The 22,780-nt window shown below is 35.9% G+C and carries 22 protein-coding genes; 15 read left to right on the forward strand and 7 right to left on the reverse strand.

Annotation, left to right across the window (positions count from 1 at the left end):
- Positions 1-224: 224 nt before the first annotated feature.
- From gyrA to dnaA, 6 genes are all read right to left on the reverse strand, one after another.
- Positions 225-2,693: a DNA gyrase subunit A gene (gene gyrA / locus ACM6HU_RS13685; protein WP_016112835.1), complete on the reverse strand. Its 2,469-nt coding sequence runs from the start codon at positions 2,691-2,693 to the stop codon at positions 225-227.
- 88 nt (positions 2,694-2,781) lie between these two features.
- Positions 2,782-4,704, reverse strand: a complete 1,923-nt coding sequence (gene gyrB / locus ACM6HU_RS13690) for a DNA topoisomerase (ATP-hydrolyzing) subunit B (protein ID WP_088094030.1) — start codon at positions 4,702-4,704, stop codon at positions 2,782-2,784.
- Between the two features lie 38 nt (positions 4,705-4,742).
- On the reverse strand, positions 4,743-5,870 hold the full coding sequence (gene recF, locus ACM6HU_RS13695) for a DNA replication/repair protein RecF (RefSeq protein WP_016112833.1): 1,128 nt from the start codon (positions 5,868-5,870) through the stop codon (positions 4,743-4,745).
- Positions 5,871-5,882: 12 nt separating this feature from the next.
- Entirely contained in the window at positions 5,883-6,095 is a 213-nt protein-coding gene (gene yaaA, locus ACM6HU_RS13700) for a S4 domain-containing protein YaaA (protein WP_003194149.1), read from the reverse strand.
- A 127-nt stretch (positions 6,096-6,222) separates the two neighbouring features.
- Complete coding sequence (gene dnaN, locus ACM6HU_RS13705; RefSeq protein ID WP_016112832.1) at positions 6,223-7,368, reverse strand: DNA polymerase III subunit beta; 1,146 nt, start codon at positions 7,366-7,368, stop codon at positions 6,223-6,225.
- Positions 7,369-7,546: 178 nt separating this feature from the next.
- Positions 7,547-8,887: a chromosomal replication initiator protein DnaA gene (gene dnaA, locus ACM6HU_RS13710; protein WP_016112831.1), complete on the reverse strand. Its 1,341-nt coding sequence runs from the start codon at positions 8,885-8,887 to the stop codon at positions 7,547-7,549.
- Between the two features lie 564 nt (positions 8,888-9,451).
- Between dnaA and rpmH the strand changes: the two genes are divergently transcribed.
- The 10 genes from rpmH to ACM6HU_RS13760 all read left to right on the forward strand — a co-directional run bounded on the left by rpmH (position 9,452) and on the right by ACM6HU_RS13760 (position 18,514).
- Positions 9,452-9,586 (forward strand): 50S ribosomal protein L34, encoded by a 135-nt coding sequence (gene rpmH / locus ACM6HU_RS13715; protein WP_000831901.1) that lies wholly within the window; start codon positions 9,452-9,454, stop codon positions 9,584-9,586.
- Between the two features lie 76 nt (positions 9,587-9,662).
- Positions 9,663-10,010, forward strand: coding sequence for a ribonuclease P protein component (gene rnpA / locus ACM6HU_RS13720; RefSeq protein ID WP_016112830.1), 348 nt, complete (start codon positions 9,663-9,665; stop codon positions 10,008-10,010).
- 58 nt (positions 10,011-10,068) lie between these two features.
- Positions 10,069-10,836 (forward strand): YidC family membrane integrase SpoIIIJ, encoded by a 768-nt coding sequence (gene spoIIIJ, locus ACM6HU_RS13725; protein ID WP_016112829.1) that lies wholly within the window; start codon positions 10,069-10,071, stop codon positions 10,834-10,836.
- A complete protein-coding gene (gene jag / locus ACM6HU_RS13730; protein ID WP_016112828.1) occupies positions 10,833-11,450 on the forward strand; it encodes an RNA-binding cell elongation regulator Jag/EloR in 618 nt (205 codons plus the stop codon). Before spoIIIJ ends, jag begins: the two co-directional genes overlap by 4 nt.
- 238 nt (positions 11,451-11,688) lie before the next feature.
- A complete protein-coding gene (mnmE, locus tag ACM6HU_RS13735) occupies positions 11,689-13,065 on the forward strand; it encodes a tRNA uridine-5-carboxymethylaminomethyl(34) synthesis GTPase MnmE (protein ID WP_016112827.1) in 1,377 nt (458 codons plus the stop codon).
- Between the two features lie 45 nt (positions 13,066-13,110).
- Complete coding sequence (gene mnmG / locus ACM6HU_RS13740) at positions 13,111-15,000, forward strand: tRNA uridine-5-carboxymethylaminomethyl(34) synthesis enzyme MnmG (RefSeq protein WP_016112826.1); 1,890 nt, start codon at positions 13,111-13,113, stop codon at positions 14,998-15,000.
- A 21-nt stretch (positions 15,001-15,021) separates the two neighbouring features.
- A complete protein-coding gene (gene rsmG, locus ACM6HU_RS13745) occupies positions 15,022-15,741 on the forward strand; it encodes a 16S rRNA (guanine(527)-N(7))-methyltransferase RsmG (RefSeq protein WP_003202571.1) in 720 nt (239 codons plus the stop codon).
- Positions 15,742-15,846: 105 nt separating this feature from the next.
- Positions 15,847-16,719, forward strand: a complete 873-nt coding sequence (gene noc / locus ACM6HU_RS13750) for a nucleoid occlusion protein (RefSeq protein WP_016112825.1) — start codon at positions 15,847-15,849, stop codon at positions 16,717-16,719.
- 189 nt (positions 16,720-16,908) lie between these two features.
- The gene (soj, locus tag ACM6HU_RS13755) at positions 16,909-17,670 is read left to right on the forward strand and encodes a sporulation initiation inhibitor protein Soj (protein WP_016112824.1); all 762 of its coding nucleotides are present in this window, start codon (positions 16,909-16,911) and stop codon (positions 17,668-17,670) included.
- A complete protein-coding gene (locus tag ACM6HU_RS13760; protein WP_077294292.1) occupies positions 17,663-18,514 on the forward strand; it encodes a ParB/RepB/Spo0J family partition protein in 852 nt (283 codons plus the stop codon). The genes soj and ACM6HU_RS13760 overlap by 8 nt, the downstream gene beginning before the upstream one ends.
- Before the next feature lie 20 nt (positions 18,515-18,534).
- Here ACM6HU_RS13760 and yyaC read toward each other — a convergent pair whose 3' ends face one another.
- A complete protein-coding gene (gene yyaC / locus ACM6HU_RS13765) occupies positions 18,535-19,131 on the reverse strand; it encodes a spore protease YyaC (protein ID WP_016112822.1) in 597 nt (198 codons plus the stop codon).
- 272 nt (positions 19,132-19,403) lie between these two features.
- Here yyaC and ACM6HU_RS13770 point away from each other — a divergent pair, with 272 nt between their 5' ends.
- The 5 genes from ACM6HU_RS13770 (at position 19,404) to ssb (ending at position 22,742) form a co-directional block, all read left to right on the forward strand.
- Positions 19,404-20,285 (forward strand): mechanosensitive ion channel family protein, encoded by an 882-nt coding sequence (locus tag ACM6HU_RS13770; RefSeq protein ID WP_016112821.1) that lies wholly within the window; start codon positions 19,404-19,406, stop codon positions 20,283-20,285.
- Between the two features lie 20 nt (positions 20,286-20,305).
- Positions 20,306-20,503, forward strand: coding sequence for a DUF951 domain-containing protein (locus tag ACM6HU_RS13775; RefSeq protein ID WP_016112820.1), 198 nt, complete (start codon positions 20,306-20,308; stop codon positions 20,501-20,503).
- 115 nt (positions 20,504-20,618) lie between these two features.
- The gene (ychF, locus tag ACM6HU_RS13780) at positions 20,619-21,719 is read left to right on the forward strand and encodes a redox-regulated ATPase YchF (protein ID WP_006096782.1); all 1,101 of its coding nucleotides are present in this window, start codon (positions 20,619-20,621) and stop codon (positions 21,717-21,719) included.
- Between the two features lie 192 nt (positions 21,720-21,911).
- Positions 21,912-22,202: a 30S ribosomal protein S6 gene (gene rpsF / locus ACM6HU_RS13785; RefSeq protein ID WP_003209337.1), complete on the forward strand. Its 291-nt coding sequence runs from the start codon at positions 21,912-21,914 to the stop codon at positions 22,200-22,202.
- A gap of 27 nt (positions 22,203-22,229) precedes the next feature.
- Positions 22,230-22,742: a single-stranded DNA-binding protein gene (ssb, locus tag ACM6HU_RS13790; protein WP_016112819.1), complete on the forward strand. Its 513-nt coding sequence runs from the start codon at positions 22,230-22,232 to the stop codon at positions 22,740-22,742.
- Positions 22,743-22,780: the final 38 nt, after the last annotated feature.

Raw genomic sequence — 22,780 nt, forward strand, 5'->3', positions numbered from 1 at the left:
CCTAAAATAAAAATTGACGTTTCACGTTGTTTGTTTCGTTTAGTTTTCAAAGTTCAACATCGCGTTTCAGCGACTTTTATAATATAACACAGTATATTATTTTCGTCAACAAGTTTTTTCGATAACTTGTATCTCTCATTTGCTGACTCTGCCTATTATATAGACTTTCCCATCTCTATGCAAGTATTATTCTAAAAAAAATAAGAGAGGGAAAATCCCCACTCTTATTCTTCAGAAGCCTCTTCGCTTCCATCTTCTTCTTCATCTTTTTGCGCTTTTGCTACTGTTGCTACTTCTTGTTCATTTTCCAAACGGATTAATCGTACACCTTGCGTATTACGACCCATTTGAGAAATTTGATCAACTGGCATACGGATAATAATACCCGCAGCTGTAATTAGCATAATATCTTCTTCGCCAGTTACAGACTTAACTGCTACTAATTTACCGTTTTTATCTGTGATATTACATGTTTTTAAACCTTTACCACCGCGACTTTGTAGACGATATTCATCAACCGGTGTACGTTTTCCGTAACCATTTTTGGTTACAATTAAAACGTTCATATCCTCTTCAACAATTTCCATACCTACAACTTGGTCTTCATCACCTAGTGTAATAGCTTTTACACCTGCCGCATTACGTCCCATTGAACGAACATCTTGCTCATTGAAACGGATTAACATACCGTTACTTGTTCCAACAATAATATCCTTATCACCAGATGTTAAGCGTACAGAGATTACTTCGTCCTCTTCACGAAGGGAAATTGCAATTAAACCATTCGTACGTATATTGGCAAATGACGAAAGAGGCGTTCTCTTAGAAATACCTTGTTTTGTTGTGAAGAATAAGAATTGATCATCACCAAATTCACGGATTGGAATAATAGCGTTAACCCACTCACCTTTATCTACTCCTAACAAATTAATAATTGGTATACCTTTTGCCGTACGGCTATACTCTGGAATTTCATATCCTTTTGTACGGTATACTTTACCTTTGTTTGTGAAGAATAGAATATGATCATGTGTAGACGTTGTCAATAAATGCTCAACAAAGTCATCATCATTCGTACCCATTCCTTGTACACCACGTCCCCCACGGTTCTGTGTTTTGTACGTAGAAGCTGGTAACCTTTTGATATAACCATTATGAGTAAGTGTGATAGCTATATTTTGCTCTGGGATTAAATCCTCGTCTTCAATTGATTCCATACCACCAATTGTAATTTCTGTTCTTCTTTTATCATTAAAGCGTTCTTTTACTTCTATTAATTCTTCACGAATAATTTCAAGAACCTTTTCTTCATCCGCTAAGATGGCCTTTAATTCAGCAATTAACTTCATTAGGTCTTGATATTCTTGTTCAATTTTTTCACGTTCTAGTCCTGTTAAGCGTTGCAGACGCATATCTAAAATTGCTTGCGCTTGTTTTTCACTTAAACCGAAACGTTCCATCAATCCTTGTTTTGCAATATCAGCAGTCTTTGAACTACGAATTAAAGTAATTACTTCATCAAGGTGATCTAATGCAATTCGTAACCCCTCTAAAATATGAGCCCGAGCTTCCGCTTTCTCTAATTCATAAGCAGTACGCCTACGAATAACTACCTGTTGATGCTCTAAATAATAATATAAAGTTTGTTTTAAGTTTAATACTTGTGGCTCCCCATTCACGAGCGATAACATATTAATACCGAAGCTTGTTTGAAGCGCCGTATGTTTATATAAATTATTTAATAGTACGTTTGCATTTGCATCACGGCGTACTTCCATGACAATACGCATACCATTTCGATCTGACTCATCGCGTAAATCTGTAATACCTTCGATTTTTTTATCGCGAACTAACTCTGCAATTTTTTCAATTAATCGAGCTTTATTCACTTGATAAGGCAGCTCTGTTACAATAATTGCTTGTTTTCCATTTGCCTTTTCTTCAATTTCAACTTTAGCACGAAGTATAATAGAACCGCGACCTGTTTCATACGCTCTTCGAATTCCACTTCTCCCTAAGATTAGACCCGCCGTTGGAAAATCTGGTCCCGGAATAAATTCCATTAATTCCGCAATAGTAATGTCAGGATTATGACTCAATGCTAGCACGCCATCAATTACTTCTCCAAGTTGATGAGGCGGAATATTTGTTGCCATACCAACCGCGATACCTGTCGTACCGTTTACTAATAAGTTAGGAAAGCGTGCTGGTAATACAATTGGTTCTCTTTCAGAACCATCATAGTTATCTTGATAGTCAATTGTATTCTTTGTAATATCACGTATTAATTCCATGGAGATTTTAGACATTCTTGCTTCTGTATAACGCATCGCTGCCGCCGAATCACCATCAACAGAACCGAAGTTACCATGTCCATCAACAAGCATATAACGTTGACTAAAATCTTGTGCCATACGTACCATTGTTTCGTAAACGGCTGAATCACCATGCGGGTGATACTTACCAATTACTTCACCAACAATACGCGCTGATTTTTTATATGCTTTATCAGCAGTAATCCCTAAATCATTCATTGCGTATAAAACCCTGCGATGCACAGGTTTTAACCCATCACGAACATCTGGTAGTGCACGAGATACGATAACACTCATTGCGTAATCTAAAAATGAGGTACGCATTTCATGACTAATATTAATTTCTCGAATTCGTGCTTGTTGTTGATTGTCTGACATCAACGAGCACCTCCTCTTACATTTCCGTTACATATACATTGATTTATATGTAGAAGACAGGAATGCTTAGATTCCTGTCATTACTTACTTAAATATCAAGGTTTTTCACGTATTTTGCATTTTCTTGGATAAAATTACGGCGTGGCTCTACTTTATCACCCATTAAAATTTCAAACGTTTCATCTGCTTCAATTGCATCTTGCAGAGAAACTTGAAGTAATGAACGTACTTCTGGATCCATTGTCGTTTCCCATAATTGAGTCGGATTCATTTCCCCAAGACCTTTGTAACGCTGAATACCAGGTTTTGGCTGAGCTGGTAACTCTGCTAATATCTTTTCAAGCTCTTTATCGTTATAAGCATATTGAATTTTTTTCCCTTGTTGCACTTTAAACAATGGTGGTTGTGCAATATATATATAACCATGTTCAATGATTTGACGCATATAACGATAGAAGAACGTTAATAATAGAGTACGAATATGCGCACCATCAACATCGGCATCGGTCATAATAATAACTTTATGATAGCGGGCTTTTTCAATATCAAAATCCCCACCGATATTTGTACCAATCGCTGTGATAATCGTACGTACTTCATCATTAGATAAAATCTTATCTAAGCGTGCCTTTTCAACGTTAATAATTTTACCCTTAAGTGGTAAAATCGCTTGAAAGTGGCGATCGCGTCCTTGTTTTGCAGAACCTCCTGCAGAATCTCCCTCTACGATGTAAATTTCACTAATCGAAGGATCTTTAGAAGAACAGTCTGCAAGCTTCCCTGGCAAACTAGATACTTCCAGCGCACTCTTTCGACGCGTTAATTCACGTGCCTTCTTCGCTGCTACACGTGCACGTGCCGCCATTGTTCCTTTATCCACAATCTTACGAGCAACATTTGGATTCTCAAGTAAAAACTTTTCGAACGCTTCTGAGAAAACAGACTCTGTAATCGTTCTCGCTTCACTATTTCCAAGTTTTGTTTTCGTTTGTCCCTCAAACTGTGGATTCGGATGTTTGATGGAAACAATCGCTGTTAGTCCTTCACGTACATCTTCACCTGTTAGGTTACTATCAGCATCTTTTAAGATGTTATTTTTTCGTCCATAATCATTTATTACACGCGTTAGGGCCGTCTTGAAACCAACCTCATGTGTACCGCCTTCATACGTATGAATATTATTCGTAAATGAATAAATATTGTTTGTATAACCTTCGTTATATTGAAGAGAAACTTCAACTTGAATTCCATCTTTCGAACCCTCTACATATACAGGTTCTTCATGAATCGGTTGCTTCGAGCGGTTTAAATGCTCAACATAAGATTTAATTCCACCTTCATAATGGAACTCTTTCTTCTGCTTATTTTCGCGTTTATCTTCAATTATTAATTTAATATTACGATTTAAAAATGCTAGTTCACGCATACGTGTTGCTAATGTATCAAAATCGTATTCCGTAGTTTCTTTAAAAATTTCTGGATCTGGCTTAAAACGAGTTATTGTTCCTGTATGATCTGTTTCACCAATTACCTTTAAATCTGCGGCTGGGATACCTCGTTCATACTTTTGATAATGAATTTTACCTTCACGATGTACAAATACTTCTAACTCTGTTGATAGAGCATTTACAACAGATGCACCCACACCATGTAAACCACCGGAAACTTTATAACCGCCACCGCCAAATTTACCACCTGCGTGGAGTACAGTCATAATAACCTCTACAGCAGGACGTCCCATTTTTTCTTGTATACCAACTGGAATACCACGACCATCATCCGTCACACGAATACTATTATCTTCTTCGATGCTAACATTAATTTCATCACAGTATCCTGCTAACGCTTCATCAATACTATTATCTACAATTTCCCATACAAGGTGATGAAGACCCTTCCCACTTGTAGATCCAATATACATACCTGGTCGTTTTCGAACTGCTTCCAGTCCCTCAAGTACCTGTATTTGACTTTCATCATATGAATTTTCCTGCATTTGCTTTTGTTCCATTGACACAAAGATCACCTACTTTTCCATTTAAACAGAAATTATGTTCTGTCTATTTCACAATCTACCGTGCCGTTCGTTACATGAATTGTTTTCGCTTGCTTTAACGTTTCGTGTTCAATTCCGTCGACACTCGTCGTTGTCACAAATGTTTGCACTTTTCCTTGAATTGTATTTAAAAGATGTGATTGACGATAATCATCTAACTCTGATAATACATCATCTAATAAGAGGATTGGATATTCTCTAACCTCTGAATAAATCAATTCAATTTCAGCTAACTTTAGGGAAAGTGCGGTTGTTCGTTGTTGCCCTTGTGAACCAAAGACCTGAACATTTTTATCATTAACGAAGAATTGTAAATCGTCACGATGAGGACCAATTAAAGTTGTACCACGAAAAATTTCACGTTGTTTCACAGATTGAAAACTTTCATAGTATACTTCTTTTATTTTCGACAAATCCATTGATTCTGATACATCTACGCTCGGTCTATAGACTATTTCTAGTTCCTCTAATCCTCTACTAATGCCGCGATGGATTGGAGCAGCCCATTCTTGTAATAAATGCAGAAACTCAAAACGTTTTTGCAAAATTTTCGCACCATGTTCAATGAGTTGCAGTGTAAATACATCCAACATCGTTTCCTCATTTTTACTATTCCCTTGCATTTTTTTTAGCAAGTGATTTCGCTGCGTGAGCACTTTTTGATATTGACTTAACTCATACAAATAGACAGGAGCTATTTGTCCAAGTTCCATATCTAAAAAGCGTCTTCGTACTTGAGGGCTTCCTTTTACAAGATTTAAATCTTCTGGGGCAAACATAACAACATTCATTTCACCAATATATTGGCTTAACCTTTGTTGTTCTAGTTGATTTAATTTTGCCTTCTTCCCTTTTTTAGAAATATTTAATTCTAAAGACAAGGAACTGTTTCGCTTTTGTAATCTACCTTTTATTTTACCATAATCCTCATCCCACCGGATAAGTTCACGATCGTTCGAAGTTCGATGAGACTTGGCCATCGCTAATACATAAATAGCTTCCATCAAATTCGTTTTCCCTTGAGCATTTTCACCAATAATTACATTCACTTTATCCTCAAAGGAGAGATCCAGATATTCATAATTGCGATAATTTTTTAATTGTAATTCTTTAATATACAAAGGGCTCCCCCTTTATGCTTGAACTTGAAATGTTCCGTTCCCCGGAATTTCAACAATATCATTTGCATATAACTTTCGGCCTCTTCTATTTTCAAGCTCTTGATTGACATACACTTCGTACTCTTGTAAGAACCATTTAACAGCACCGCCTGTATCAATTACATCAGCTAACTTTAAAAATTGTCCCAGTGTAATGTACTCAGTTGAAATCTTAATACGTTTCATAAAATCGCTCACTTTCTGAAAGTGTTCATTCTTTCATTGTACTAAATAAACCTGCATTAGGAAAGTAATACCCCGAAAATCAAATAAGGGCCACTAGCATATTCAAACTAGTAACCCTCACTCTCGCTTAGTAAGTACGAACTGGTAAAATTAATTGGATGATAGAATCATCATTTACTGTACGAATTAAGAATGGTCTCATCGCTCCAGTAAAACTAATTTTAATTTCTGTACTGTCTAACGCTTTTAATGCATCCATCATATATTTTGCACTAAAGGAGATTTTTAATTCTTCCCCTTCTATTTTTTCACATTGAACTTCCTCTACTACTTTTCCGATTTCTGGTGAATTTGAAGAAAGTTCTAGCATTTGTTGTTCTAATGTCGATAATTTTACAACATTATTGCGACCATCCCTTGCTAGTAAAGAAGCACGATCAATTGCTTGTAAAAACTCTTTTGTATTTACAAATATGTCGGTTTTACTTTCTGCCGGAATTAAACGTGTTGTATCCGGGTAATTCCCTTCTAACAACCTTGAGAAGAATAATAAATGTTTAGTTCGGAATAATACTTGATACTCCGTAATGACAATATCCACCATTTCTTCAGACTCATCTAGAATTTTGCTCAATTCATTTAAACTTTTACCAGGGATAACAACATTCGCTTGAAATTCATCAGAAATTGTATGACCTTCAATCTTTGCTTTACGAAGTGCTAACCTGTGACTATCTGTTGCAATACAAGTCAATTTGCTGTTATATACTTTCCAGTTTACACCTGTCAAGATCGGACGAGTTTCAGAACTTGAAACCGCAAATACAGTTTGACGAATCATATGTTTTAGTAAATCTGTCGGGATTTTAAATACATGATGTTCTTCAATTTGCGGTAATAATGGGTATTCAGCGGCATCTAAACCATTTAGATTAAACTCTGACTTTCCAGATTTTATTTTTGTCATAAAATGATTTTCCACAGAGATTTCTACTGTTTCTTTTGGTAATTTTTTTACGATCTCACTAAAATATTTTGCTTGTAAAACAATGCTCCCCGATTGTGCAATTTCAACAATTTCTTTTCCATTTTCTTCAACTGGAATAAAAGATTCAATCGAAATATCAGCATCGCTTCCTGTTAATGTAACACCTTCTTCAGTTGCTACAACTTTAATTCCTGTAAGTATGGGAATAGTTGTACGAGAGGAAACTGCCTTCATTACATCTTGTACACTTCTTACAAGATAGTCTTTTTGAATTGTAAAACGCATAGCGAAAACCTCCGGCAAGTATAAGATTTTATTTATTTAATAAATATAAAAAAATAGTAGTAATAGTAATAGGGCTTGTGGATATGTGGATAACTCCATTTAGAGACGGAAAAACAGTCTATCTACATGTGGATAGACTGTGTGTAAAACAAGGGAAGTTATTCACACTATTCAGCTACTACTTTAAAATATCATTGATTTCCTCAACTTGTTTTTGTAGTTGTGTATCAGTTTTTAATAGTTTTGAAATTTTTTCGTGCGCATGGATGACTGTTGTGTGATCACGTCCACCAAATTCTTCACCAATTTTAGGTAAAGATGAATCTGTTAACTCACGTGATAGATACATTGCAATTTGGCGAGGGAATGCGACTGATTTTGTGCGTTTTTTTGCTTTAAAGTCTTCTAGTTTAACTTGAAAAACATCTCCAACGGCTTTTTGAATATCATAAATAGAAATAATCTTTGGTTTAGAATTTGGAATAATATCTTTAAGTGCTTCGGCAGCTAAATCCGCATTAATATCTTTATTAATTAAAGATGAATAAGCAACAACTCGAATAAGTGCACCTTCTAGTTCACGAATGTTCGAGTCGATTTGATTTGCGATATAGAGCATGACTTCATTTGGGATATCAAGGCCTTCTGCTTTCGCTTTTTTTCGTAAAATCGCAATTCTCGTCTCTAAATCTGGCGGTGTAATATCTGTAATAAGTCCCCACTCAAAACGGGAGCGAAGGCGATCTTCTAATGTCGGGATCTCTTTTGGCGGTCGGTCGCTTGAGATTACAATTTGCTTGCTTTCTTCATGTAGCGCATTAAATGTATGGAAGAACTCTTCTTGTGTTTGTTCTTTTCCAGCAAGAAATTGAATATCATCTATAAGCAAGACATCGACATTACGGTATTTATTACGAAAATCGACAGCTTTATTATCACGAATAGAGTTAATAAATTCATTTGTAAATTTTTCTGATGACAGATAAACAACCTTAGCATTCGGATTATGTTCAATGACATAATGACCAATTGCATGCATTAAGTGTGTTTTTCCAAGCCCGACTCCCCCATAAATAAATAGCGGGTTATATGCTTTTGCCGGTGCTTCAGCAACTGCTAATGAAGCTGCATGAGCAAAACGGTTCCCAGAGCCAATAACAAATGTATCAAACGTGTATTTTGGATTTAACATGCTCTGTGGTAAGTGATTAGACTCATCATTTATTCTTTTCTTTTTAGCAGGAGGATAGTCAATCTCCTCTTCAGTTTGACTTTGGGGAATAATAAAGCGAATTTCTAGCTTTGCTCCTGTTAAATCATAAAGTGTTTCTGAAATTAGCTCTGAATAATGAGATTCTAGCCAGTCACGAGCAAATTCATTTGGAGCTGTAATCGTTAATATATCTTTTTTCAAAGCATGTGCTTTGGTTGATTTCAACCATGTCTCATAACTTGGTTTACTGACCTTTTTTTCTAGTTCTTTCAAAGCACTATTCCATAAATCAGAGATATTTTCCAAAGGTGTCCCTCCTTTACAAAGATGGTAAAAGAATAAGGTTGTGCAACAATTGTACAACCCTGAAATAACAAAAATGTATATTTATACGAAACGTATTTTAAAACCTAAAAACGTCGTTTGTATACGAGATAGAGTTTTCGACAAAAAACACAAATGTGGACAACTATTTACCCACATGTGATTATAACTGTCCACATGTTATGCACAATTTGTGGATAAATTAAACTTGTGGAAAACTTGTCCAAGGTGAAAACACAACTATAATATCAAAAAAAGATAGCGATAGCAATGAATTTCAGAAAGTTATCCACAAAATCAATACCTTGTGGAATAAACTTGTCCACAATACGATATACTGTGTAAAAGTGAAAAAAAAATTTGTGGATACAAAAAAATGAAAAATACATTATCCACAAAGAAATAAAACAGCTGTGAAATAAATTGTGAATAGGTTCAAAATGAATATTTGATGAAAATTTGGAGAACCATTGACATTTTCCTAGTTGATTAACTATAATTTATAAGACTGTCTTTAACAGATATTCCTCAGGGAGGTGTCATATAATGAAAAGAACTTACCAACCAAATAAACGTAAGCGCAGCAAAGTACATGGTTTCCGCAGCCGTATGAGCACAGCGAACGGACGTAAAGTGCTAGCAGCTCGTCGTCGTAAAGGAAGAAAAGTATTATCTGCGTAGACCACTGATCGTTCAGTGGTCTTTTTTTCTAGTAATAATGAATTTCCACTGATGAAATACAGGAGTGTCAATTGATATGAAGAAAAAAAATCGTATAAAGAAAAATGATGAATTTCAGGCTGTTTTTCAAAATGGAAAATCAAATGCAAATCGTCAGTTTGTGGTCTATCAGCTTGAAAAAGCGGAGCAATCATACTTTCGCATTGGTCTTTCCGTTAGCAAAAAGTTAGGAAATGCAGTAGTACGTAATCGAATTAAGCGTATGATTCGCCAATCGATTGCAGAATTAAAAGATGAGATAGATTCTGGAAAAGATTTTGTTATAATAGCAAGGAAGCCTTGTGCAGATATGACATACGAACAATTGAAGAAAAGCTTAATTCATGCCTTTAAGCGCTCTGGTATTAAAATAACAAACAAGTAGCGTAGGAAAAGGAAAATGAATTACACTATATACATACCGAAACAAGGAGGAGCAGGCTGTGAAAAAAAAGATAGGATTACTAGTCATGGTTATTGCTTTAATGGCAATTGCTACTGGCTGTAATGAAACGAATCAGCCGATTACACCGAAAAGTACAGGGATCTGGAATGAATATTTCGTATACCCGCTTTCTCAGTTAATCACATATTTTGCAAACTTATTTGGTAGTAATTATGGTTTAGCGATTGTTGTCACAACTCTTATCATTCGTTTTGCATTGTTACCATTAATGATTAAGCAGACGAAGAGTACGAAGGCAATGCAAGCATTGCAACCAGAAATGGCGAAGTTAAAAGAGAAATATAGTTCTAAAGACCAAGCAACGCAGCAAAAGTTACAACAAGAAATGATGCAGTTGTATAAAACACACGGTGTAAATCCATTAGCGGGTTGTTTACCAATTTTTATTCAAATGCCAATTTTATTCGCATTTTACCATGCAATTATGAGAACGGCAGAGATTAAGCAACATAGCTTCTTATGGTTTGATTTAGGACATGCGGATCCGTACTATATCCTTCCAATTGTTGCGGCAATCACAACATTTATTCAGCAAAAACTTGCAATGGCAGGTACTGCTGGACAAAATCCACAAATGGCAATGATGATTTGGCTTATGCCAATCATGATTTTAGTCTTTGCAATTAACTTCCCAGCAGCATTATCACTATATTGGGTAGTTGGTAACATCTTTGGTATCGCTCAAATGTATATGATCAAAGGGCCTGAAATTAAGGCTAGTAAGGCAAGAGGATCAAGCAAGTGAGTATAATTACTGCTAAAGGACAAACAGTCGAGCTGGCAGTACAAGATGCTTTAAGACAATTAAAAGTTTCAAGGGATCAAGTAGACGTGAATGTGATTGATGAGGGAAAGAGAGGATTTCTAGGTTTTATAGGGAATCGTCCAGCTATCGTGGAAGTTGTAATGAAGAAAGATCCCATTCAAGAAGCTGAGCAATACTTACAAAGTGTTGTTCAGGAAATGGGTGTGGATGTGATGATTACGAAAAATGTAAAGGGGCGAGAAATTGAGTTTACACTTTTTGGAAAAGATGTAGGGGTATTGATCGGAAAAAGAGGACATACATTAAATTCTTTACAATATTTAACAAAACTTGTTGCGAATCGCACTACAAAGCAATATATTGGTATCACAATTGATGCTGAAAACTATCGTAGTAAGAGGAAAGATACGTTAGAATCGCTTTCTTATCGATTAGCAAAACAGGTAACGGTAACTAAAAAAAATGTTGTGTTAGAACCAATGCCTTCTTTTGAGAGAAAAATTATTCATCAAGCATTGTCCAATCATCCAAATGTAATTACAACTTCCGAAGGGAAAGAACCACATCGACATGTTGTAATATCTTCCAAATAACCGGTTACTCATTCGAGTACCGGTTTTTTTTTCTTGTTAATTTATGAAAAATAGATTGTGGATAACTAAAAAACACTAAACTTATCCACTGTGAATAAGTTTAGTGTTTTTTACATGAGGACATAATAAAATGAGTTATTATTCTTTTGTAGATAGGTTCGTTATGGTATCCTAATAGTTTAGTGAAGGAAAAAATCATGTTGAAATAGAGAGAAATAAGCAAGTGAGGTGAAAGGACATGGATTTTGATACAATTGCTGCAATTTCCACGGCACTTGGGGAAGGGGCAATTGCCATTGTTCGAGTAAGTGGAGAGGATGCGATTGAAAAGGTCAATCGCATTTTTAAAGGGAAAGATTTAACGGCAGTTTCTTCTCATACGATTCACTACGGTCATATTGTTGATTTAGATACAGATCAAGTTATCGAAGAGGTAATGGTATCAATTATGCGAGCGCCAAGGACATTTACGCGTGAAAATATTGTAGAAATCAATTGTCACGGTGGTCTTGTTTCTGTAAATAAAGTATTACAACTTATTTTGGCTCAAGGAGTGCGTTTGGCAGAACCGGGTGAATTTACAAAGCGTGCATTTTTAAATGGGCGTATTGACTTATCGCAAGCAGAAGCTGTAATGGATTTGATTCGTGCGAAAACAGATCGAGCGATGAACGTAGCAATGAATCAAATGGAAGGGCGATTATCTAAATTAATCGGTCGCCTTCGTCAGGAAATTTTAGAAACATTAGCTCATGTAGAAGTAAATATAGATTATCCAGAATACGATGATGTCGAAGAAATGACGCACAATATTTTAATTGAAAAAGCCACACATGTTCGCGGTGAAATTAAAACAATATTGGAGACATCTAAGCAAGGGAAAATTTTACGAGAAGGAATTGCAACGGCAATTATCGGAAGACCGAACGTTGGGAAATCCTCGTTATTAAATAGTCTCGTGCAAGAGAAAAAGGCGATTGTGACAGATATAGCAGGAACAACACGCGATGTAATTGAAGAGTATGTCAATGTGCGTGGTGTGCCACTTAAACTTATTGATACGGCGGGAATCCGTGAAACTGAAGATATTGTTGAACGAATCGGTGTAGAACGATCAAAAGAAATGATGGGACAGGCTGATTTAGTTCTAATTGTAGTAAACTATAGTGAAGCATTAACAAATGAAGATGAAGGCTTATTCCGTGCAGTGCAAGGAAAAGACTTTATTGTCATTGTAAATAAAACAGATTTACCAAAGCAAATTGATATGAAACGTGTTACAGAATTAGCAGGTAAAAATCGTATGATCACAACGTCGCTAATTGAAGAAAAAGGTGTAGATGAGCTAGAAAAAGCGATAGCAGATCTATTCTTTGAAGGAACAATTGAGTCAGCAGATATGACGTATGTTTCTAATGCGAGACATATCGGTTTATTAACACAAGCGGAAAAGACAATTGGAGATGCTATTGAGGCAATAGAGAACGGTGTGCCAATTGATATGGTTCAAATCGATCTAACAAGAACGTGGGAAATCCTTGGTGAAATTACTGGTGATACTGTTCATGAAAGCTTAATCGACCAATTATTTTCTCAATTTTGTTTAGGAAAATAACATATAGTTGTTTTAGAAGGATAGATAATTTTAGGAGGAATAATAATGGGATACAATGCCGGTTCTTACGATGTCATAGTAATCGGTGCAGGTCATGCAGGATGTGAAGCTGGGCTTGCAGCAGCACGAATGGGCTCAAAAACATTAATGTTAACAATTAATTTAGATATGGTTGCTTTTATGCCATGTAACCCTTCTGTTGGTGGACCAGCGAAAGGGATTGTTGTACGTGAGATTGATGCATTAGGCGGTGAGATGGGACGAAACATTGATAAAACTCACATCCAAATGCGTATGTTAAATACGGGAAAAGGTCCGGCTGTACGTGCTCTTCGTGCACAAGCGGATAAATTTTCATATCAACATGAATTAAAGAAAACAATTGAAGAAACGCCAAATTTAACATTATGTCAAGGAATGGTAGAGCGTCTAATTGTTGAGGATGATGTATGTAAAGGTGTAATTACACAATCAGGTGCTGAATATACAGCAAAAACAGTTGTAATTACAACGGGTACATTCCTACGTGGTGAGATTATCATGGGCGATTTAAAATACTCAAGTGGTCCGAATAATCAGCAACCATCTATCACATTATCTGAGCATCTAGAGGAACTTGGCTTTGATCTTGTCAGATTTAAAACAGGTACGCCTCCTCGTGTGAATAGCAATACAATTGATTATAGTAAAACGGAAATTCAACCGGGTGATGAAAAACCACGTGCATTTTCTTTTGAAACTACAAAATTTATTATGGATCAAATTCCATGTTGGTTAACATATACAAGTGAAGAGACACATCGTTTAATTGATCGAAACTTGCATCGTTCAGCTATGTATTCTGGTATGATTAAAGGAACAGGTCCACGTTACTGTCCTTCAATTGAAGATAAAGTGGTGCGATTTAACGATAAACCGCGTCATCAAATTTTTTTAGAGCCGGAAGGTCGTAATACACAGGAAGTATATGTACAAGGTTTGTCAACAAGTTTACCGGAAGATGTCCAGCGTGAAATGCTTAAAACGATTCCTGGTTTAGAGAATGTTGAGATGATGCGTACAGGTTATGCGATCGAATATGATGCAATTGTGCCAACTCAGTTGTGGCCGACACTGGAGACGAAAAAAATTAAAAATTTATATACAGCAGGTCAAATTAACGGTACGTCTGGTTACGAAGAAGCAGCAGGACAAGGAATTATGGCCGGAATTAACGCAGCATGCCGCTCTCTAGGGAAGAAAGAGGTTATTTTAGGTCGTTCAGATGCTTATATTGGTGTTTTAATTGATGATCTTGTGACAAAAGGGACAAACGAACCATATCGTCTTTTAACATCCCGTGCTGAATACCGTCTATTATTGCGTCATGATAATGCCGATCTTCGTTTAACAGAAATTGGCCACGAAATTGGCTTAATTCCAGAAGAGCGTTACGGGCGTTTTACTGTGAAAAAGGAACAGATTGAACAAGAAAAATTACGTTTAGAAAGCATTATTATTAAACCACGTCCTGAAGTGCAAGAATTAATTCGCAGTATTGGTGGAAGTGAATTAAAGGATGGAATACGTGCAAGTGACTTACTACGTCGTCCGGAAATGACGTATGAACATATTCGTATTCTTGCGCCAAGTGAAGTGGAAATACACGATGAAATTGCAGAGCAGGTAGAAATTCAAATTAAGTATGAAGGATATATCGAAAAATCCTTACAACAAGTAGAGCGTATGAAGAAAATGGAAAGCAAAAGGATTCCTGTTGATATTGATTATGATGCGATTTCTGGAATCGCTTCTGAAGCAAGACAAAAATTAAAAGATGTTCGTCCTCTTTCTATGGGGCAAGCATCCCGTATTTCCGGAGTAAATCCAGCTGATATTTCCATTTTACTTGTGTATATTGAACAAGGAAAAATTGCGCGAGTATCGAACCAATAAATAATAAGGAGATATGGCAAGATGAACATAGAACAATTTCAATCTATGCTAGGAGAAAGAGGAATTAACCTTTCTCCTAGGCAATTAGAGCAATTTGAAATCTACTTTGAAACATTAGTAGAATGGAATGAGAAAATGAATTTAACAGCTATTACAGAGAAAGAAGAAGTGTATTTAAAACACTTTTTCGACTCGATTACAGCTGCTTTTTATAATGATTTTTCAAAGCCGTTTTCTATTTGTGATGTCGGTGCAGGAGCAGGATTTCCAAGTATTCCATTGAAAATTTGTTTCCCGCATTTAAAAGTAACGATTGTAGATTCATTGCAAAAACGTATCAATTTTTTAAATCATTTAGCCCAAAAATTAGAGCTAAGTGATGTTGCGTTTTGTCATGATCGTGCTGAAACATTTGGGAAAAAAGAAGGTGTACGTGAATCGTTTGATATCGTGATGGCGCGTGCGGTAGCACGTCTTTCTGTATTGAGTGAGTTATGTTTACCCCTTGTAAAAGTAGGTGGGACATTTATCGCTATGAAAGGTGCAGCTGCCAATGAAGAGATTGAAAATGGTAAGTATGCTTTAGAAATACTTGGCGGTGAACTAAAAGAGATTTCTACTTTCCAATTACCATTTGAAGAAAGTGAACGTAATATTTTAGCAATCGTGAAAAAGCGCAAAACACCAAAGAAATATCCGCGTAAGCCAGGGACACCCAATAAATTACCTATTGAAAAATAAATCTTATTAGACGTAAGATTAAATTATATAAATGAAAACGTAAATGTTTCATAGGAAACATTTCTGTGTAGGACATTCAATAGGCCCAAAGGTGGTGGAATATGTATGAAAAATACGTTTTCTCGTTTATTTGGCTTTGGAGATAAAGAGAGCGAATTCGAATTACAAAACGAAAGCCATGAAGAAATAGATAAAAAGGTACATGAAGAAATACAAGAAATTCCGATAGCAAATATCATTCCCAATCGCTATCAACCACGTACAGTTTTTGATGACGCACGTATTGATGAACTTGCGTTGACCATTCGTACACATGGACTCATTCAACCAATTGTTATCAGGAAATATGAAGAAGATAAGTATGAAATTATTGCCGGGGAAAGACGTTTTCGTGCTGCAACGAAATTAGGATGGGAAAAAGTTCCGGCGATTATCAAAAACTTAAATGATACGGAAACAGCTTCTGTTGCTCTCATTGAGAACTTGCAACGTGAGGAATTAACAGCAATTGAAGAGGCTGTTGCTTATCAAAAGCTAATTGAGTTACATAATTTAACACAAGAGGCATTAGCGCAGAGGCTCGGAAAAGGACAATCAACAATCGCAAATAAGTTGCGATTATTAAAGTTGCCTGAAGAAATTAAACGAGCATTGCTAGAAAAGAATATTACAGAACGTCATGCCCGTGCCCTTATTCCTTTAAAAAATGAAGAATTACAGTTGAAAGTTTTACAAGAAATTGTAGAAAAACAATTGAATGTAAAACAGGCTGAGGAACGTATTGCTAAGCTATTGGAAGAAGTGAAACCAAAGCGTAAGGCAAAACAGAAAGCGGTAAGTCGTGATATGCGAATTGCAATGAATACAATTAGACAATCGCTACAAATGGTTACAAATAGTGGACTGAAAGTAAATTCTGAAGAAGAAGAATTTGATGAGTACTATCAGATCACAATTAAGATTCCTAAAAAAAAATAATTCATATTTGATAGAGATCTCATCCTTTGGAGAGATCTCTTTTCTTATATTTTTCTTCCTAAATGAAGAAGGAGTTTTGGAATAAATTTTGAAGTTTAATAAGGATACAAAAGAAAAATTTTTATTTCATGTTACAATAAACATAATTATTTTCAGAATAAGACAGAAAGGTTGAAAGTAGGTGACATCATGGGAAAAATCATTGCTATTGCTAATCAAAAAGGCGGTGTAGGGAAAACAACAACGTCTGTTAACCTAGGAGCTGGATTGGCACAGGTAGGAAAAAAAGTATTGCTTATTGACATTGATGCTCAAGGGAACGCAACGACAGGTGTAGGAATTGAAAAGTCGGAATTAGATCAATGTATTTATAATGTTCTTGTGGAAGATGCTGATGTTCAAGGGGTTATACAAAAAACCGCAACTGAAAATTTAGATGTTCTACCTGCTACAATTCAATTGGCAGGTGCTGAAATTGAACTGGTACCGACCATTTCCCGGGAAGTTCGTTTACAAAGGGCTTTGCAGCCAATCCGTAATGAATATGATTATATTATTATTGATTGTCCCCCATCTTTAGGCTTATTAACAATTAATGCACTAACGGCAGCAGATTCTGTTATTATTCCAGTTCAGTGTGAATACTACGCATTGGAAGGGTTGAGTCAATTACTGAATACAGTTCGACTTGTACAAAAGCATTTAAATAAAAATTTAGCAATTCAAGGTGTACTATTAACGATGCTAGATGCACGTACAAATTTAGGGATTCAGGTTATAGATGAAGTGAAGAAATATTTTCGAGATAAAGTATATCGTTCTATTATTCCGCGCAATGTTCGTTTGAGTGAAGCACCAAGTCATGGAAAACCAATTATGCAGTACGATGCTAAATCAAAGGGTGCAGAAGTGTATATAGATTTAGCAGAGGAAGTGATTGCTGGTGGCTAAAGGATTAGGAAGAGGGATTAATGCTTTTTTTCCAGATTTAGATGTGAGAGAGGAAGAAAAAATTCAGGAAATTGCACTAACTGAATTAAGGCCAAACCCCTACCAACCGCGTAAAAACTTTCAAAAAGAAGCTATTCAAGAACTGGCAGCATCTATTAAAGAACATGGTATTTTACAACCTTTAATCGTAAGGAAAAGTATTAAAGGATATGAAATCGTTGCTGGTGAACGTAGATACCGTGCTGCAAAAGAAGCATGCCTTGAAAAGGTGCCAGCTGTCGTTCGAGAATTAAATGAACAGCAAATGATGGAGTTTGCCTTGTTAGAAAATCTACAACGTGAAGATTTAAATCCAATGGAAGAAGCTTTGGCATATCAAATGCTAATGGATGAGCTGAATGTAACTCAAGAGCAATTAGCAAGGCGCCTTGGAAAAAGTAGGCCATATATTGCTAATTATGTTCGGTTGCTTACACTTCCTTCATTTGTTCAAGAAATGATTGCGAATGGAAGTCTATCCATGGCACATGGACGGACATTACTTACAATAAAAGATGAAGAACAGCTAAAGTCTTTATTAAAGCGTATTGAAAAAGAAGGATTGAATGTTAGACAGCTAGAGCAAATTGTTCAACAGATTCATCAACGCGTTTCACGTGAAACAAAGACAGTGAAGCGAGAGCGGAATATATTTTTCGAAGAGCGCGAAACATTGTTAAGAGAAAAGTTTGGAACGGGTATAAAAATTAAAGAAACAAAGAAAGAAAAAGGGAAAATTGAAATAGAATTTTTCGATAAGGAAGATTTAAATCGCATTTTAGAATTATTATCCGGGGAAAACTGAAAAGCAAACCATCTTTTTATTTATAGATGGTTTGCTTTTTTTAATACGGATAATTTTTGATCTGTTTCCTTTATACTTTGGGCAATAACGTCTGCCATTTTCATAACGAGGCTTAATCTTGTATTTTGCAAGACAAAAAATTCCATGAAACCATTTAAATTCACGATACCATGTATGTGTAGCTCACCAATCGCAGGTAACTTTTTGTTCATTGCTGCACCAGGTTTACTAGGTCCTTCACCAACAGTTATGGAACCGATACTTTGCGATTTTCCAAGACAAGCATCAATGGCAATAATAAAAGAATCGGGAATTGAAGTCTGTACATTCTGAATTTTATCTTCGAGATTTAACGCATGGATTGGTTCATCAAGTGTGCCGAATACGTGGAAATTTTGAATGTTCATTTGTTCTAGTTTAGATCCGACTAGTGGGCCAAGGGCGTCACCGGTTGAACGATCTGTTCCTATGCAAATTAGGCTGAGGGGGGTATTTTGACTAATAGGTATATGTGAGAGAAGAAAATCACTAATTGTTGTACAAGCCTCTAAATCGTGATGCATAATATTTTGTGATTCTTTTTCAAAAAAAGGCAAGCGGAAATTCCTTATATTCATGAATCATCCATCCTTCTGATAAATTTTATGATTCACTGTAAAGTTTTATTGAAAAAAATGTAATATGGAAAATTATAAGTTCTTTATTTTTGCAAGCCGTTTATAAAACAGGAAATAATAGTACTAGTATATATATATTCATTACATTTTATACCTGAATCAAAGTGAACAAATGCAAATACAGCAATAAAATTTTTTTCAGAAATGGAGAAAACTTCTGATACAATAAAGAATGAATGAAAAAGAAATTTTTATCGGAGAGGTAGAAGTATATGGATTTATTAACACAAGGATTCGAAGCTACCAAGAGATATTTATTAGATTCAGATCGTTGGGCTTATGTCGGAATGGCAACATTAAAAATATTGATAATTTTAGTACTTGGTGCAGTAGTAGTACGTATTGCTAGAGCAATTGTAAGAAATGCATTCCGTATGGGAAGTCGTTCACCAATTCAAATCTCAGAGCGTCGTACAGTTACAGTAGCGAAATTGCTTGAAAACATTGTGGCATACGTTGTTATGTTCATAATGTTAATAGCGATTTTAGGCGTATTTAACATTAATGCATCAGGTTTACTAGCTGGGGCTGGGGTAATCGGTTTAGCGGTCGGTTTTGGTGCTCAAAGCTTAGTAAAAGATGTTATTACAGGATTGTTTATTTTATTAGAAGATCAGTTTTCAGTAGGTGACCATGTTCGTATCGGCCAATTTGAAGGTGTAGTTTTAGAAATTGGATTACGCACAACAAAGATAAAAAGCTGGACAGGGGAAATTCATATTTTGCCAAATGGTGGTATTACACAAGTAACGAACTTTTCCATTAGTAATAGTGTAGCTTTTGTTGATATATCAATTTCCTATGAAGGTGATATAGCACGAGCAGAACAGGTAATTGAAGATTTATTAGAGGAATTACCTGAAAGATATGAAGAAATGGTAGCAAAACCAGAATTATTAGGAATTCAAACACTTGCTGCATCTGAAGTTGTACTACGTGTTGTCTCTGAAGTAGAACCAATGAAACATATGGCTATTGCTAGAGCCCTTCGTAAAGAGATTAAAAATCGTCTTGATTTACATGGTATTGAAATTCCATATCCACGTATGGTCTTATATAATCGTGAAGAAATGGTTAGTGAAAAAGCAAATTAGTTGTGAGAGGGGTTTAGAGAGTGGAGCAAAAGCAATATAACTTGTACGATGTTGTGGAAATGAAGAAGGCCCATCCATGTGGTGCAAATCGTTGGAAAATTATTCGTATGGGAATGGATATCCGCATTAAGTGCGAGGGATGTGGCCATTCGGTAATGATTCCTCGAAGAGAGTTTGATCGCAAGGTGAAAAAAATTCTTGTAAAGCATGAAGAATAGAGAAGAAGTAACAGCTGCTCCAGGTAGCTGTTACTTTTTTGAACTTTTAGGGAACTTGTCATTTTATTCGTTACTATCTATAATGATGGAAGATTGAGACATAGGAGTGAAAAATATGGGATTAACGGCTGGGATTGTTGGTTTACCTAACGTAGGGAAATCAACATTATTTAATGCAATTACACAAGCGGGAGCAGAATCTGCAAACTATCCATTCTGTACAATTGATCCGAACGTAGGGATTGTAGAAGTACCAGATGAACGCTTAAATAAATTAACGGAACTAGTGGAACCGAAAAAAACTGTTCCGACTGTATTTGAATTTACTGATATCGCAGGTATCGTAAAAGGTGCAAGTAAAGGTGAAGGATTAGGAAACAAATTCTTATCTCATATTCGCCAAGTAGACGCAATTTGCCAAGTTGTTCGTTGTTTTGAAGATGAAAATATTACACACGTTTCAGGAAAAGTAGATCCAATTGATGATATTGAAACAATCAATTTAGAGCTGATTTTAGCAGATTTAGAATCTGTTGATAAACGTATTGAACGTGTAGCGAAATTAGCAAGACAAAAGGATAAAGAAGCAGTATATGAGCACGAAATTTTAGTTCGCTTAAAGGAAGCATTTGAAGCGGGAAAACCAGCTCGTACTGTTGAGTTTACAGAAGAACAAATGAAAATTGTTAAAGGTCTTCATTTGCTTACGACGAAAGAGATGCTTTATGTAGCAAACGTAAGTGAAGATGATATCATGGATCCATCTGAAAATGAATATGTGCAGATGGTAAAAGAATTTGCGGCAAATGAAAATTCACAAGTAATTGTTGTTTGTGCAAAAATTGAATCAGAAATTGCTGAGTTAGATGAGGAAGAGAAAAAAGTATTCCTTGAAGAGTTAGGCATCGAAGAATCAGGTTTAGATCAGCTGATTCGTGCTGCATACGATTTATTAGGCTTAGCTACTTATTTCACAGCTGGTGTACAAGAAGTACGTGCATGGACGTTTAAGAAAGGTATGAAGGCACCACAATGTGCTGGTGTTATCCATACAGACTTTGAACGTGGATTTATTCGTGCTGAAACAGTTTCATATGATGATCTAATGGAGAACGGCTCTATGACAGCAGCTAAAGAAGCTGGAAAAGTACGTTTAGAAGGAAAAGAGTATATCGTAAAAGATGGAGATGTTATGCACTTCCGCTTTAACGTGTAATTTTATATTTCCTAGGAAAAATAGGGATATAAACTTGGCAAATGTATCATATGTTTGCCAAGTTTTTTATTTATTGGTTAGTTGATTCATCTAACTTACTATGATATAATCTAAACTCGTGAGTAATTACTATATAATTAATTGCTCCTTGCCCATTATGGGCCGTTTAGACCAAAAGGAGGTGAAAGTGTAATGAAAAAGTACGAAATCATGTACATCATCCGTCCAAACATGGAGGAAGAAGCTCAAAAAGCTTTAGTTGAGCGCTTCGCAGGCGTTTTAACTAATAATGGTGCAGAAATCATTAACACGAAAGAGTGGGGTAAGCGTCGTTTAGCTTACGAAATCAACGACTTACGTGACGGTTTCTACATGATCTTAAACGTAAATTCTGATGCAGAAGCTGTTAAGGAATTCGATCGTTTAGCTAAGATCAACGAAGATATCCTTCGTCACATCGTTGTTAAAGAAGAAGAAAAATAATTAAGATATATAGGGAGAGTGGTTCGATTGATGAATCGTGTTATCCTCGTTGGTCGTTTAACTAAGGACCCTGACTTACGTTACACGCCCAATGGTGTTGCGGTAGCTACTTTCACGTTAGCTGTAAATCGCGCATTTGCAAATCAACAAGGTGAGCGTGAAGCTGACTTTATTAATTGTGTAATATGGCGTAAACAAGCAGAAAACGTGGCGAATTATTTGAAAAAAGGTAGCTTAGCAGGCGTAGATGGACGTCTTCAAACTCGTAATTATGAGGGACAAGATGGTAAACGTGTATATGTAACAGAGGTTCTTGCGGAGAGCGTACAATTTTTAGAGCCGCGTAATGGCGGTGGGGAGCAACGTGGTTCATTCAATCAGCAACCATCAGGAGCTGGTTACGGTAACCAAGGCTCTAACCCATTTGGTCAATCTGGTAACTCAGGTAACTCAGGTAACTCTGGATTTACGAAGAATGACGATCCATTTTCAAATGTAGGTCAACCGATTGATATTTCGGACGACGATTTACCATTCTAATGGTATAAATCGGTTATTTTTAACAAAGAATGGAGGGA

Origin of the sequence: Bacillus sp. IT-79MI2 (assembly GCF_949768135.1) — a bacterium.
GTDB classification, from domain to species: Bacteria; Bacillota; Bacilli; order Bacillales; family Bacillaceae_G; genus Bacillus_A; species Bacillus_A pseudomycoides.